The organism is Gammaproteobacteria bacterium, from assembly GCA_016200485.1.
In the GTDB taxonomy this organism is placed as follows: Bacteria; Pseudomonadota; Gammaproteobacteria; order Tenderiales; family Tenderiaceae; genus JACQEP01.
In genome coordinates, this window is sequence record JACQEP010000004.1 from 16,213 (window position 1) to 30,035 (window position 13,823).

Genomic DNA, 13,823 nt, shown 5'->3' on the forward strand with positions numbered 1-13,823 from the left:
GACTACACTCCGCAAACCCATTCTGATTTTCGAATCCATTCCACCAAATCTTCAGGCGGTAATGGCCGCGCCAAATGATATCCTTGCACATAATCGCAGTTCAGAGAACGCAGCATTTTCAACACCAGCTCATTCTCCACTCCTTCCGCCACCACGCGCAGCCCCAGATTGTGCGCCAAATCGATGGTGGCATGCACAATCTTGGCGTCATTCTCGGACTTTTCCATTTCCATGACGAATGATTTATCGATCTTGATCTCATCCACCGGCAAGTTCTTGAGATAACCCAACGACGAATAACCCGTGCCAAAGTCATCGATCGACAGGCTGACACCCATTTGATCCAGACGATTCAGGATCTCCATTGCACGCTTCGGATCCTGCATCGTCGCTTGTTCAGTCACTTCCAGACACAATGCCGATGGCGGCAACTCCAGATCACGCAATGTACTTTCTATCCGATTCGGAAGTGATAAATCATATAAGACACGCGATGACAGATTGACAGCGACCTGCAGCTCAATCCCCTGACGCTGCCACTCTTTGTATTGAAGCAAAGCACGCCTGATAACCCAGTCCGTTAACGGCCCTATCAAACCACGCTGCTCAGACAAGGGAATGAATTGATCCGGCGGAATCATGCCACGCTCCGGATGCCGCCACCGAATCAGTGCCTCGACCCCGGTGACACAGCCCCGAGCGATATTCAATTTTGGCTGATAAAACAAGATCATCTGATCTTGCTCAATACCCGCTCGTAATTCCGCCTTTAGCGCCAGTTGATTTACGCTATGCCGATCATAGGCAGCATCATAAACCGAAAATGAGCTCTGGATATTCTTGGCCACATAAAGCGCAATATCTACCCGCCGCAACAAGGTCGCCCCATCTTCACCATGCTCAGGATACATTGCGATACCCAGTGTGCCCGTGACAATAACATTGTTACCCTCTATCTCAATTGGAGAATCGAGCACTTCAACAATCCTCTTGGCTACCTTGATTGCACCATCGACATTTTTCAGCGCCGGCAAAAGTACAGCGAACTCATCGCCACCCAAGCGCGCCACTGTCGAAACATCATCAGCCGTCTGCCCATCGGGATAATAAGGCTCATCTTCACTGCTTACCCGCGCCAGAGTAGAAGATGCACGCAGAATCCTTTGCAAACGCTCCCCTACTTGCTGCAAAAGCACATCTCCCACATGGTGCCCAAGGGTATCATTGACCTCCTTGAAGCCATCCAAATCCAGCAACAAAACACCCAATTTTTCACCACGGCGCTTGCTCGACAAAATCATCTGCGCCAAACGATCATTAAACAACGCCCGATTCGGCAGGTTGGTTAGCTGATCCGTGAAAGCCATCTTTTCATATTCATCATAGAGCCTGGCTAACTCAGTACTCATATCGTTAAATACATTGAAGAGTTTCGTCAGCTCGGCATTCCCCTTAAAATCAATCGCCGCGCCCAGCTGTCGCCAGTCTCGACGTACATCCGATAATTGCTCAATGAAACGCTGCAATGGCTTCAGGGTAGTACGCTGCAACAACCAAAACGCCAAAATCACCGATAACAGCGTAATACCACCCGCAAACAGGATCAATTTATTGCGCGCGGCTCCTATTTCGCCTGCAAAGTTAGCAATACTCTGCTCCACTGAGAGCAAGAGCAATGGCCGTTGATCAAAAGTTTCCAGCCACACATCAGCAGTGATCACATCATTATTGCTGTCCGCCCACCGGGACCCACGGTAAATATCCTCCTTGTTAGGAGAACTAATTGCGATGGGCATACCCATACGCTTCTCGATTTCAATCAGGTTCACAAATGGATCTATCACAATCTGTAGATAACCATTTGCCACAAACGAATCCGTTGGAATAATCAGAGAATAATAAACCCGACCCGAACTCGCACACAAACCAGAAATTGACTTTAATCGATCATGCCCCGACCTCAAACTGGCCACATTCACAAGATCGGCACACAATACATCCACCCTGCGGTGTGCGCGTATTCCGCCATTCGATTGCGAAACCAGATCAAACCCAGGCGAATACACATAGATTTGAAATAACTTGACAAGTCCAGCACTGACATAATATTGCTGGAATTGGTCGTCCAACAGACGAGCTAATGCCTCTCGATCCTGCTTTTTAAAAGAATCTTTGAACTTTGTCAGCTCTCGTAGATGGAGAGCAACATCCAGGACATAACCTTCCATCTCTGCAACAACTTGAGAGGATCTATCCTGAAGCTCGGCTTTCAGAAGTTTACGCTGATTATCTAATGCAAGATCGTGATAGGTCTCCCAGGCGAAGAGCACAATGGTCATGCTCAAAATCACCAGCAAAATAGTAACCAAGGTTCGCAGCGATATTCTATGCAGGCCCATGTTAACCTTATCGTCCAGATCTATTATTCATTTTTATTATAGATGTATTTCTTCTGTATCCATTCTTCCATGCCGCCGCGAAACCAATATAACTGGTCATAACCGCATGACTTGGCAATAGCAATAGCGGCCTTGCTGCGCTTGCATTTAGGCCCATTACAATAAAACACTAATGGTCGATGTTTGCTCGAAATCAATGTTGCTAAAGAACGGCAATTTGTATCAGTATCCGTCAATGCTGCCGAACCTTCAATAAACCCCCTTTTATGATCCGCCGCCAAACGTGAATCTATGATCAATAAATCCGGCTTTGCGTTGATCAGATCAATCATCTGTTCCGCATCAATTATCGTCGCCGGATCAGCGACTTGTCCCCAAGCCGGCAACACTATGCCCAACCCTGTCAGCGCAACCAGAAAACCGGCCATAACCTTCGCGATGTGACGATCAATCATTGCGATTTTGTCCTCTTCCCAGGAAAATGCTGATAGATATCCCAATTGCCACTTGCCCGCGCGGCATCGGCGTAGCGCACATATTCTTCATAGGTCAGGGTTTTCAGATCCTGACAGCGCTTCATGGCCTGGCCGTAATTTTCTGGCTTCTCCGCAATCAAGGTAGATGACAACAAAGAGGCCATCTCGGTACAACTTGCTCGTTGCAGCTCTTTGTAGCGTCGCTCATCATATTTAGCAGCATTCCGATCCACACCACACCCTGCCACTGCGATCAGCAGTGCAAACAGGGTCGCCTTGAATAACTTTGAAGTCGAATTCGCGTCCATTTCAATAATTCTCTTTAATGTTCTATCAATTCCAAAACTGCGGTCGCGGCCCTTTCACTTGCGTTTTGGCGCAATTGATAATGGATTCGTTGGAACATACCCACAATCCGATCATAATCCGTGGGGTTCCGAAGCAATTCCAGCGTCTTTTGTCCAAGATTGTCAGCCGTCGCCTGATCCTGAATCAACTCAGAGACCACCAACTCGCCCGCCAATAAGTTTGGCAATGACACATAAGGTGTCTTTATCATTCGTTTGGCAATCCAATACGTCAACGGCGCCAGCCGATATGTCACAACCATTGGTCGCTTTAATAATAAAGCCTCCAATGTTGCCGTCCCCGATGCCAGAATCACGACATCTGCTGCCTCCATGACATCCCTGGCTTGTCCCTCTTGTACTCTAAGATCAATACCAGATGTGACAAACTCATTGGCAAACTCTTCAAATGCACTCTGAGTTGCCTTGGTCGCCAACGGTGCCACAAAAACAATATCCTTTTGCCGTTGATGTATCCATGACGCAGTATCCAGCAGCAACTTTCCTAATGCATTGACCTCGCTCATGCGACTGCCGGGCAAGAGCGCAACAATAGGCCGATCCAACGGCAAACCGAGCTTCGTTCTTGCGGCAACCCGATCCGCTTCCAGAGGGATCATATCTGCAAACGGATGTCCAACAAACGCTACCCTAACATTATGCTGACGATAAAAATCAGCTTCAAATGGAAATAACGTCAAGATGAGATCCACTGATTTGGCGATTTTTTTAACGCGATATTGGCGCCATGCCCAGACTGAGGGACTTACATAGTGGACAGTCTTGATTCCAGCTTCTTTGAACAAACGCTCCAGACCCAGATTAAAATCCGGGGCATCAACACCAATAAACACATCCGGCGGTTGCTTCAGAAAATGATCACGTACCTGGTTGCGAATTCCATGCAACTCACGATAATGCGCCAGCACTTCCACCAAGCCCATCACGGCCAGCTTCTCGGCAGGGAACAACGCCTTACATCCAGCCGCAATCATCGCCGGCCCCGCGATTCCTTCAAACTCCGCCGTGGGATGACGCTGTTTGATCGACTGGATCAACCCCGCTGCCAGCAGATCACCTGATGCCTCACCGGCGACAATTCCAATACGCAATGCTCGGTGTTTTTCTACGGTCACAGGCTGATGTTATAAATTAGGAGACTTGGCGATTGCAGTGACATCGCCCGTTCAGGGTTTAACGAACAATACCGCGCTCTGATTTGGCAACAAATTCTGCAAAACGAGCAACATGCCCATTTTCCTGTGCCAATCCTTTAAGCTCTTCCAATGCTTGAACCACTGTCAGATTTGAGCGGTAGACAATTTTATAGGCTCGACGCAAGGCCAAAATATCATCAGCCGTGAACCCACGCCGTTTCAGGCCCTCAACATTCAAACCATGAGGTTGCGCCATTTGCCCCGAAATCATCAGGAATGGCGGCACATCTTTGGCCACTGAACTGCCCATCGCAGTAAAGCTATGCGCACCGACACAACAAAACTGATGAATCAGTGCTGCCCCACCCAGGATGGCATAATCCTCAATCGTGACATGCCCTGCCAGAGTGGCATTGTTGGCAAAAATCGTGTTGTTACCCACGACACAATCATGCGCGATGTGCACATAGGCCATGATCCAGTTATCACTGCCCATACGGGTAATACCGCCACCCTGCACGGTGCCGCGATTTAAGGTGCAACATTCACGGATTACGTTACGATCACCAATCTCCAACAAGGTTGGTTCGCCGCTGTATTTTTTATCCTGCGGTTCCGCGCCAATCGAGGCAAATTGAAAGATTTTATTATCGCGGCCTATCTTGCATGGTCCGCTGATAACCACATGCGGACCGATCCAGGTGCCAGCAGCAATCTCAACATCGGGACCGATCACCGAAAAAGGCCCAATCGTGACCCCTTCGCCAATGCGCGCTGAGGAATCAATAACCGCGCGTGAATCAATCACATTTAAACTTCCCGTTCCGCACACATGACTTCGGCCGCCGCAACCACCTTACCGTCAACCTTGGCCTCGGCCTCAAATTTCCAGACACCCCTCACGGTACGCAACACTTTGACGTGCAAAATCAGTTGATCACCGGGTTCGACCGGCTGCTTGAAGCGCGCATTATCAATGCCCACAAAGTAATACAATGACTTGCTGGTGGGGCGAGAATTGGTGGTTTTGAATGCCAGGATGCCCGTCGCCTGGGCCAGCGCTTCCAGAATCAGCACACCAGGCATCACAGGACGATGCGGAAAATGTCCCTGAAAAAAGGGTTCGTTATATGAAACATTCTTCAGCGCAGTTAAATACTCACCTACTTTATAGTCAATCACCCGATCAATCAGCAAGAACGGATAACGATGCGGCAGATGTTCCAATACCTCATGGATATCCAGAGTCGTCATTGTGTTTTGTGTGTCCATAACCTTCCAATTCTTGCTAGCATCTATCAACCGTCTTTGCCCAGAGACCGCTCCAGCGTCTTGATACGCCGAGCCAACTCATCCAGCTGACGGAACCTGACCGCGTTCTTATGCCATTGCTGATTCAACTCCAGCGGCGTCCCTGAGGAATAGACACCTGGTTTGGTAATATTCCCTGTCACCAGAGACATCGCAGTAATATGCACATCGTCGACTATCTTGAGATGGCCGACGATCCCCACCCCGCCACCAATCTGACACCGCTTGCCGATCTCGGTGCTGCCGGCAATCCCGACACAGCCTGCGATCGCGGTATGGGCGCCTATTATCACATTATGCGCAACTTGGATTTGGTTATCCAGCTTGACGCCCTCTTCAATGACCGTATTTCCCAGCGCCCCTCTGTCAATCGTAGTATTGGCACCTACCTCGACATCATCACCCAGCGTCACACCACCCAATTGCGGCACCTTCACCCAGCGGCCAGTATCATTGGCCAAACCGAAGCCATCCCCCCCGATGACTACACCCGGATGAATCAGGCCATTACGGCCTATTTTCACGCCTCGGCACAATGTCACATTCGCACGCAGGCATGTCCCGTTCCCGATCACGACATCGTCTTCGATAACGCAATTCGGGCCGACAAAAACCTCGGCACCGATCTCTACACCGTTCCCGATAACAGCATTGGCCCCAACATGGGCACTCGCATCAATCTTCGCACCTGGGGCAATGACTGCGGAAGGCGCAATGCCCGGTTGCTGTTTGGATGCAGGATTGAGCAAGGTTGCGATCTTGGCAAATGCCAGATAAGGATTCTTGGTAATCAGGCAATTGGTTTTACAATTCGCTGCCTCTTCGCGGGCAAGAACTACTGCACCCGCTGCACTCTCCGCGAGATAACGTCGATAACGGGAGTTCGCCAGAAAACCGATCTGATTCGGACCGGCGTTTTGCAACGTCGCAACACCCTCAATCTGCAAACGGGCATCACCGCGCAATTCCGCGCCGACATATTCGGCCAACTCTGCCAGACTTCGAACCATTCACGATTCCAATTAAACTAATTTCTGACTATTCACAGATGCTCTAAAAACACAAAAATCCAACGCGAAGGCGCAAAGGTGATGCCGGATGAACACATGTGCCGGGACAGAGCTTTTTGGTTTTCTCCGCGCCTTTGCGTCTTTGCGTTAGGTTTTTGGGTTGAAAGCTCTCATCATTTTTTCTTCAAGCGCTCGATCACCTTGTCCGTGATATCGACGCGCGGACTGGCATAAGAGACGCCTTCATACATGATCAGATCAAATTGCTCATCCTTGCCCACCTGCTGAATGGCATCAATCAACAAAGCCTGAATCTTCGACATCTCTTCACTTTGACGAATAGCGAAATCTTCTTTTAAATCGGTCTCCGCCTGTTTGAACTCGCGTTTCTCGGAAAGAAGATCCCGCTCCTGTTTCTGGCGCTCCCCCGGACTCAAAATCTCGCTGTCCTTAACAAAACGCTCTTCCTTATCACCGAGTTTTTTTTGACTCGCAATCAATTGTTTTTCGCGTGGCTCGAATTCCTTCTGCAATCGCTTCGACGCCTCTTCAGCCTGAGGCGCTTCTTTCAACAGCTTGACCCGATTGACAAAACCAATCTTGACCTCCGCAGCATTTGCCCACAACGGCACAGCAAGTGTTCCTACCATAGCCACCACAGCAATCAATTTTTTCAACGCTTTATCTCCCATCATCCACTAAAAAAAGGAACCCAAGGTAAACTGGAACGATTCCGTGCGGTCATCCACCTGCTCATTCAGGGGGCGCGCCAAACTAAAAGACAGCGGGCCGATAGGTGACAACCACAATAATGATACGCCAACCGACTGCCTCAATTCACCCCCTGAGAAACTGGCAATATCCTTAAATACATTCCCGATATCGAAAAATGTGCTCAGCCGCACCGTCTTGCTATCCTCGGAAAACGGTGGGGGAAATACCAGTTCTACGTTACCCACGGTTCGGAAATTACCCCCCAATGCCAGTGTGCCATCCTTAGGCCCCAAGGAATTGGATCGGTAACCTCGTACCGAGTGCGCCCCCCCGGCGTAAAATTTTTCAAAGAATGGAACATCCGTTGTATCACCGTAGCGTTCACCATAACTCAGCTCACCGTTCAATGACAGAGTGAACATCGAAGATAAAGGGTAATACCACTGGGTATCCGAATAAATCTTGTAATAATGGAGGTCGCTGGCCGGGGCTGTCACATCACCACTTAAATTATGACTAATACCGCTAGTCGGAAACACAGTACGATCACGCGTATCGTGACTCCAACCCAACGTCAGACGATAAGTGGTAAATTGATGCCCATTGGCATTCAGATAATTCACATAGGACAGCGGAGTGAAAGTTGACGTCTTAATCTCCGCATCTTCATACCCCACGCCGAGCCGTATCGAATCATATTCGGTAATGGGTATTCCATAGGTCAGTTTCCCACCCAACTGATTCTGTACATATTCAGCAACACTGGTGGCAGACGTATCCGTTTGACGATAATACAATTGAGTGGTGAGACTCACGCCATCCATCGTGTAGTAGGGGTTGGTATGGGAAAAGCTGTACACCTTGCTGACCTTGCTGCTATTGATCTCCGTTGACACTCGCTTGCCGGTGCCCAGGAAATTATTCTGGCTGACGGATGCATTCAGCAACAACCCGTCCCCTGAATACCCCAAACCCACCATCAATGAACCTGACGGCTCTTCCGTCACCGATAGGTCGACATCAACCACATCGTTGCTGCCCGGCACCAAGGGAGTTTCAACCGTCACATCGCTTATATAGCCAAGACGTTGCACACGCACACGCGAACGCTCAAGCTTGTCGGATGCCAGCCAACCACTCTCCATCTGCCTCATCTCGCGGCGCACGACTTCATCTTCGGTTTTGGCATTGCCGCTGACATTGATTCGCCGTACCGAGATGCGTTTGCCCGGATCAATAAAGAAATTGAGCGCCACCAACTTATGGTCTTTATCGACATCGGGAATGGAATTCACATTGGCGAAGGCATAACCATCGCGCCCCAGGCGCTCGGTGATGGCATTGGAAGACTCAGTGACCTTGCGGCGAGAGAAGATTTCGCCAGGCGCGATCTTGATCAACTTCCGAAGCTCTTCTTTATCAACCACAAAATCTCCGGCGAGATCGACCGCCGACACCGTAAATTGATCGCCTTCCGCCACATTTACCGCGATATAGACCGCGCGGCGGTCAGGGGTGATATTGACTTGCGATGACTCAATATTGAAATTGATATAACCACGATCCAGATAGTAAGAACGCAAGATTTCCAGATCGGCCGTTAGCTTTTGCCTGGAATACTGATCGTCACCAGAAAAGAGCCCGCCGACTCCGGACTGAAAATCCTTCATCAATTTATTTTCTGAAAACACTTTATTGCCAACAATATTAATTTGTTTAATCTCTGCGACCAGTCCTTCCCTGACGTTGATATGGATATCACTGCGATTCATTCCCGCATCTTTTACCTCGGTCTCGACTTCGACGGAGTAGTAGCCGCGGGAGAAATACTGGCGCTGCAAGTCTTGCTGGATCTTATCCAGCAATGAACGGTCAAAAATCTTACCTTCCGCCAACCCGATTTTTTTCAGGGCGCCAAGCAATTCTTCACTACCAATCTCGTTGTTACCGCTGATTTTTACGCTAGCAATCGATGGCCGTTCCTGAACTTTGACTATCAACACATTACCATCGCGCAACAATTGAATATCATTATAGAAACCGGTGGCATAAAGTTGGTTAATGGCATTACGTAAATTCTTTTCATCCGCCTGGTCACCAATTTTGATTGGCAGGTAATTGAAAACGGTACCCTGACTGATACGCTGCCCACCATCAACTTTGATGTCACTCACGGTAAATGCATCAAGTGCCTGCGCCTGCCCGGCAATAAGCAGCCATGCCCAGATACATACCATCCTTGTTCTCTGGAAAATCATTTACTTCTCGCCAATTATTTTACAAACAGCCGCAAGATATCGTTATAGAACGCCAGCACCATCATGCTGACCAGCATTGCGATCCCCAATTTCTGCCCTATCAGCTGCGTCTTTTCGGAAACCGGGGTGCCTTTGATCATTTCGATGAGATAATAGAACAGATGTCCACCATCCAGCATCGGTACGGGCAGCAGATTCAGAACACCCAGGCTGATGCTGACAATCGCAAGGAAGGTGAGGAAGGAAACAAATCCGATACTGGCCGAATACCCTGCATAACGCGCAATACTGATCGGCCCACTAAGATTGGAAATCGAGATATCCCCGACCACCATCTTGGCCATCATCCGCAGAGTCAACACCGACATGTCCCAGGTCTTGGCACCGGCGCTGATAAGCGCATCGTATGGACCATATTTGACAACAGCACGCAAATCCGCTGGCATTTCCTGTAATTGCACCGAGGCGCCGACACGGCCAATATCGCCTTCCTTGGTGACATAGCGCTCGGGCGTCAATTCAAGCGTTAATTTCTCGCCTTGCCGTTCAATCTGCACCTCAATCCGCTGTTCCGGCCGCGTGCGCACATAATCGACCCAGGCTTCCCAATCGTCCATCGTGTGTCCATCGACAGCAACGACCTTGTCACCCTCTTCCATGCCTGCATGCTCGGCCGCGCCACCCGGCGCCAATTGTCCGATGACCGGCGGGATCGCCGGCCGATAAGGTCGAATACCGATGTAATCGAGGAAACCACCGCGATTCAGATCTTCCGGAAGGGAATCAAAACGCAAATGTCGATCTACTTCGGCTTGCGTTTCAACCTCTTTGACCTTGACTGTTACTTCATTGAGATCCAATGCCTGATCGAGCATTGTCACAATGACAGCTTCCCATGTTGGCGTCTTGCGATCACCTACCTGGAGGATTAAATCTCCCTGATGAAACCCGGCGCGATCCGTAGCAGAACCTGCGGTAATAACACCGACAATGGGTTTCATGCCGGTGACGCCAATGACAAAGATCAGCCAATAGGCCGCGATCGCCAGCAGGAAATTAAAAAACGGGCCTGCAAAAACAATGGCGCTGCGCTTGGCCAGACTTTGACGATTAAAGGCACGATGCTGTTCTTCAGGCGCCACTTCGCCCTCGCGCTCATCCAGCATGCGCACGTAACCGCCTAATGGAATCGCGGCAAGCACATACTCGGTTTGATCAGGACCGGCTACTTTTGACCACAACGGCTTACCAAAACCAATGGAGAATTTCAGTACCTTAACCCCCGACTTGCGCGCCACCCAATAATGGCCGAATTCATGGACCGTAATCAAAATGCCCAAGGCCAGCACAAAGAAAAACAACGATGACAACAATGTACCCATCACACCCGTTATCTATATTTTGTATTAATCATTTCATCTGCCAGCTGACGCGCCTGTTGATCGGCGGTCAGAACCACGTCCAGAGAATCCGCCTCATGCACGGAACACGCGCCCAAGGTATGTTCGATCACATCCGCAATTGCGTTAAAACGCAACCTTCGTTCCAGAAAAGCGGTTACCGCAACTTCATTCGCTGCATTCAGCACTGCGGTTGCCGTGCCGCCACGACGCATGGCCTCGTAGGCCAGACGTAGACATGGAAAGCGCTCAAAATCGGTGCGTTCAAAACTCAGCTGCCCCACTTGCACCAGATCCAGGCGTTTGACGCCAGATTCGATTCGCTCTGGCCAGGCCAGGGCATGGGCGATGGGGGTCCGCATATCCGGGCTGCCAAGTTGCGCCAACACCGAGCCGTCGACATACTCTACCATCGAATGAATCACGCTCTGCGGATGCAGAACCACTTGCACTTGATCCGGACTGGCATTAAACAACCAGCAGGCCTCGATCACCTCCAGCCCCTTATTCATCATGGTAGCGGAATCGACGGAGATCTTGCGGCCCATGACCCAGTTGGGGTGGGCGCAGGCTTCTTCCGGGGTAACGGCATCCAGTTCAGAAAGCTTACGGGTTCGAAATGGCCCACCGGAGGCCGTCAACAGGATCTGGCGTACACCTTTCTGCGCCAGTCCATGAGTATAACCTTCAGTCATGCACTGAAACACGGCATTGTGTTCGCTATCCACCGGCAATAATTCGGCCTTACCCTGCTGCACCTGATCCATGAACAAGCGCCCAGACATCACCAGCGCCTCCTTGTTGGCCAGCAGGATGCGTTTGCCAGCAGCAGCAGCGGCCATCGACGGCAACAGCCCAGCGGCACCGACAATAGCCGCCATCACAATCGACACTTGCGGCAGCGACGCAACCCGGCACAGGCCTTCGACACCTTGCAATACCTGCACCATCGGACCTTGCTGACGGATTCTGGCGTCGAGTTGAGTGGCGGCCGCCTCAGACGCCATAACCGCATATTCCGGACGATGGTAACGGCATTGTTCCAGCATCCGCTCGACATCCTGGTTAGCCGTCAGCGCGACAACCCGGTACCGGTCCGGATGACGCGCGATCACATCCAGGGTATTGACCCCGATAGAACCCGTCGCGCCGAGCACAGTAATGCCAATCATCCGCGCACTCCAAACAGACTCAAACCCAGGGCAAATACCGGCCCAGCCGCCGTTAAGCTGTCGATGCGATCAAGAACACCGCCGTGTCCTGGCAAAATGCGGCCACTGTCTTTAACCCCGGCCCGACGTTTGAAGAGACTCTCCAGGAGATCACCCACAATCGAGATCAGCACCGTGATCATGCTTAACGGTAAAAACCAGATTAAATCTGCCGTGGAAAGTTCAAATAATTTACTGGCCACCAGCGACACGAGCAACGTGATCGCCAGGGCGCCATACACGCCCTCCCAGCTTTTACCGGGACTGACATGCGGCGCTAACTTGTTGCGCCCCCATCGCCGGCCCGTGAAATAAGCGCCACTGTCGGCACACCAAATCAAAATCATAACGTACAGCAACCATTGCGGGCCGTTGCCGCTATAACCATGCAACTCGCTCAAACCCAACCACGTAGGCACCAATACCACGACACCGCCGACGACACCGATCACCACATCTCTGGACGTCAAACCGGATTGACCGCGATAACGCAACACCCAGATCAGCGCACCCACCCACCACAGTGCAGCGATAAACAACAAACAACGAAGTCCGGAATCACTGAGCGGCACGGCCAAAATGGTTGCGATCAACAATCCAATCACCACCACATACAACAATCGCATCCAGATTTTGGTAAGCGTAATGAGCCCAGCCCACTCCCAGGCGCCTACCAAGGCAATCCCCGCCAGTACCAAACTGAATTGAGATGACGTCAGACCGAAAATTGCCCAGATCATCAGCGGTATCAACACCGCCGCTGTCAACAGCCGGAGTTTAAGCACTGCGCCCTTGCTCCACTTGGTCACCAGTACGGCCAAACCGCCGCTGGCGTTGCGCAAATGAATTCAGTGCGGACTCAAACGCTGCTTCCTTGAAATCGGGCCACAGGGTGTCGGTAAAATAGAGTTCGGTGTAGGCCAATTGCCACAACAAAAAATTGCTGATGCGCTGCTCGCCGCCGGTTCGAATGAACAAATCGGGCTCAGGCAAATCGGCGATTGAAAGCCGGTCGCGAATCATCTCTTCGCTAATCGCAGCGGGTTCCACCTTGCCAGCAATCACGTCATCTGCCAAGCGCCGCACCGCCTGCGTGACATCCCAACGGCCACCGTAATTGGCCGCCACTGCCAACGTCAAACCTGTGTTAGGTTGAGTCACCATCTCGGCTTTTGCGATCTCATCCTGAAGTTTGGCGGAAAATCGCGAACGATCACCGATCACGCGTAGCCGGACATTGTTTTCATTCAACCGCTTTGCCTCGCGCTGCAAGGCCATCATGAACAACTCCATCAACAGACTGACTTCAGTCTCTGGCCGCCGCCAATTCTCACTACTGAAGGCAAATAGGGTCAGAACTTCAATACCCTTGGCACCACAGAGCTGAACCACACTGCGCACCGATTCAACACCGGCACGATGGCCCGCGATGCGCGGCATATGGCGCTGCTTGGCCCAACGACCGTTGCCATCCATGATGATGGCGACATGCCGTGGCAGCTTGCCATGATGCTCATCCTTGGCCTGTGTCTTAACCATC

13 protein-coding genes are annotated in these 13,823 nt (G+C 50.8%); all 13 read right to left on the reverse strand.

The genetic code is table 11. From position 1 onward, the window contains the following. Positions 1–2: 2 nt before the first annotated feature. Positions 3–2,339, reverse strand: coding sequence for an EAL domain-containing protein (locus HY272_00630; GenBank protein MBI3771199.1), 2,337 nt, complete (start codon positions 2,337–2,339; stop codon positions 3–5). A gap of 83 nt (positions 2,340–2,422) precedes the next feature. After that, positions 2,423–2,854, reverse strand: a complete 432-nt coding sequence (locus HY272_00635) for a rhodanese-like domain-containing protein (protein MBI3771200.1) — start codon at positions 2,852–2,854, stop codon at positions 2,423–2,425. Next, the gene (locus HY272_00640) at positions 2,851–3,183 is read right to left on the reverse strand and encodes a hypothetical protein (protein ID MBI3771201.1); all 333 of its coding nucleotides are present in this window, start codon (positions 3,181–3,183) and stop codon (positions 2,851–2,853) included. The genes HY272_00635 and HY272_00640 overlap by 4 nt, the downstream gene beginning before the upstream one ends. A 14-nt stretch (positions 3,184–3,197) precedes the next feature. Further along, positions 3,198–4,358 (reverse strand): lipid-A-disaccharide synthase, encoded by a 1,161-nt coding sequence (lpxB, locus tag HY272_00645; protein MBI3771202.1) that lies wholly within the window; start codon positions 4,356–4,358, stop codon positions 3,198–3,200. A gap of 58 nt (positions 4,359–4,416) precedes the next feature. Next, positions 4,417–5,187 carry an acyl-ACP--UDP-N-acetylglucosamine O-acyltransferase gene (gene lpxA, locus HY272_00650; protein MBI3771203.1) on the reverse strand — a complete coding sequence of 257 codons (771 nt, stop codon included), beginning with the start codon at positions 5,185–5,187 and terminating at the stop codon, positions 4,417–4,419. 2 nt (positions 5,188–5,189) lie between these two features. After that, positions 5,190–5,633 (reverse strand): 3-hydroxyacyl-ACP dehydratase FabZ, encoded by a 444-nt coding sequence (gene fabZ / locus HY272_00655; GenBank protein MBI3771204.1) that lies wholly within the window; start codon positions 5,631–5,633, stop codon positions 5,190–5,192. Positions 5,634–5,677: 44 nt separating this feature from the next. Further along, positions 5,678–6,700, reverse strand: coding sequence for a UDP-3-O-(3-hydroxymyristoyl)glucosamine N-acyltransferase (gene lpxD, locus HY272_00660; GenBank protein MBI3771205.1), 1,023 nt, complete (start codon positions 6,698–6,700; stop codon positions 5,678–5,680). A 173-nt stretch (positions 6,701–6,873) separates the two neighbouring features. Next, positions 6,874–7,377 carry an OmpH family outer membrane protein gene (locus HY272_00665; GenBank protein ID MBI3771206.1) on the reverse strand — a complete coding sequence of 168 codons (504 nt, stop codon included), beginning with the start codon at positions 7,375–7,377 and terminating at the stop codon, positions 6,874–6,876. A 21-nt stretch (positions 7,378–7,398) separates the two neighbouring features. Then, positions 7,399–9,672 carry an outer membrane protein assembly factor BamA gene (gene bamA / locus HY272_00670; protein MBI3771207.1) on the reverse strand — a complete coding sequence of 758 codons (2,274 nt, stop codon included), beginning with the start codon at positions 9,670–9,672 and terminating at the stop codon, positions 7,399–7,401. A gap of 14 nt (positions 9,673–9,686) precedes the next feature. Next, a complete protein-coding gene (rseP, locus tag HY272_00675) occupies positions 9,687–11,054 on the reverse strand; it encodes a sigma E protease regulator RseP (GenBank protein ID MBI3771208.1) in 1,368 nt (455 codons plus the stop codon). Between the two features lie 8 nt (positions 11,055–11,062). Further along, on the reverse strand, positions 11,063–12,244 hold the full coding sequence (locus tag HY272_00680) for a 1-deoxy-D-xylulose-5-phosphate reductoisomerase (GenBank protein MBI3771209.1): 1,182 nt from the start codon (positions 12,242–12,244) through the stop codon (positions 11,063–11,065). After that, positions 12,241–13,023 carry a phosphatidate cytidylyltransferase gene (locus tag HY272_00685; GenBank protein ID MBI3771210.1) on the reverse strand — a complete coding sequence of 261 codons (783 nt, stop codon included), beginning with the start codon at positions 13,021–13,023 and terminating at the stop codon, positions 12,241–12,243. Before HY272_00685 ends, HY272_00680 begins: the two co-directional genes overlap by 4 nt. A 37-nt stretch (positions 13,024–13,060) precedes the next feature. Continuing rightward, on the reverse strand, positions 13,061–13,822 hold the full coding sequence (locus tag HY272_00690; GenBank protein ID MBI3771211.1) for an isoprenyl transferase: 762 nt from the start codon (positions 13,820–13,822) through the stop codon (positions 13,061–13,063). Between the last annotated feature and the right edge of the window lies 1 nt (position 13,823).

Bases quoted from the DNA above. Each gene is read 5' to 3' on its own strand.
- HY272_00630 (MBI3771199.1), bottom strand. From the start codon at position 2,339: ATGACCATTGTGCTCTTCGCCTGGGAGACCTATCACGATCTTGCATTA.
- HY272_00635 (MBI3771200.1), bottom strand. From the start codon at position 2,854: ATGATTGATCGTCACATCGCGAAGGTTATGGCCGGTTTTCTGGTTGCG.
- HY272_00640 (MBI3771201.1), bottom strand. From the start codon at position 3,183: ATGGACGCGAATTCGACTTCAAAGTTATTCAAGGCGACCCTGTTTGCA.
- fabZ (MBI3771204.1), bottom strand. From the start codon at position 5,633: ATGACGACTCTGGATATCCATGAGGTATTGGAACATCTGCCGCATCGT.
- lpxD (MBI3771205.1), bottom strand. From the start codon at position 6,700: ATGGTTCGAAGTCTGGCAGAGTTGGCCGAATATGTCGGCGCGGAATTG.
- bamA (MBI3771207.1), bottom strand. From the start codon at position 9,672: ATGATTTTCCAGAGAACAAGGATGGTATGTATCTGGGCATGGCTGCTT.
- rseP (MBI3771208.1), bottom strand. From the start codon at position 11,054: ATGGGTACATTGTTGTCATCGTTGTTTTTCTTTGTGCTGGCCTTGGGC.
- HY272_00680 (MBI3771209.1), bottom strand. From the start codon at position 12,244: ATGATTGGCATTACTGTGCTCGGCGCGACGGGTTCTATCGGGGTCAAT.
- HY272_00685 (MBI3771210.1), bottom strand. From the start codon at position 13,023: ATGATCTGGGCAATTTTCGGTCTGACGTCATCTCAATTCAGTTTGGTA.
- HY272_00690 (MBI3771211.1), bottom strand. From the start codon at position 13,822: ATGGTTAAGACACAGGCCAAGGATGAGCATCATGGCAAGCTGCCACGG.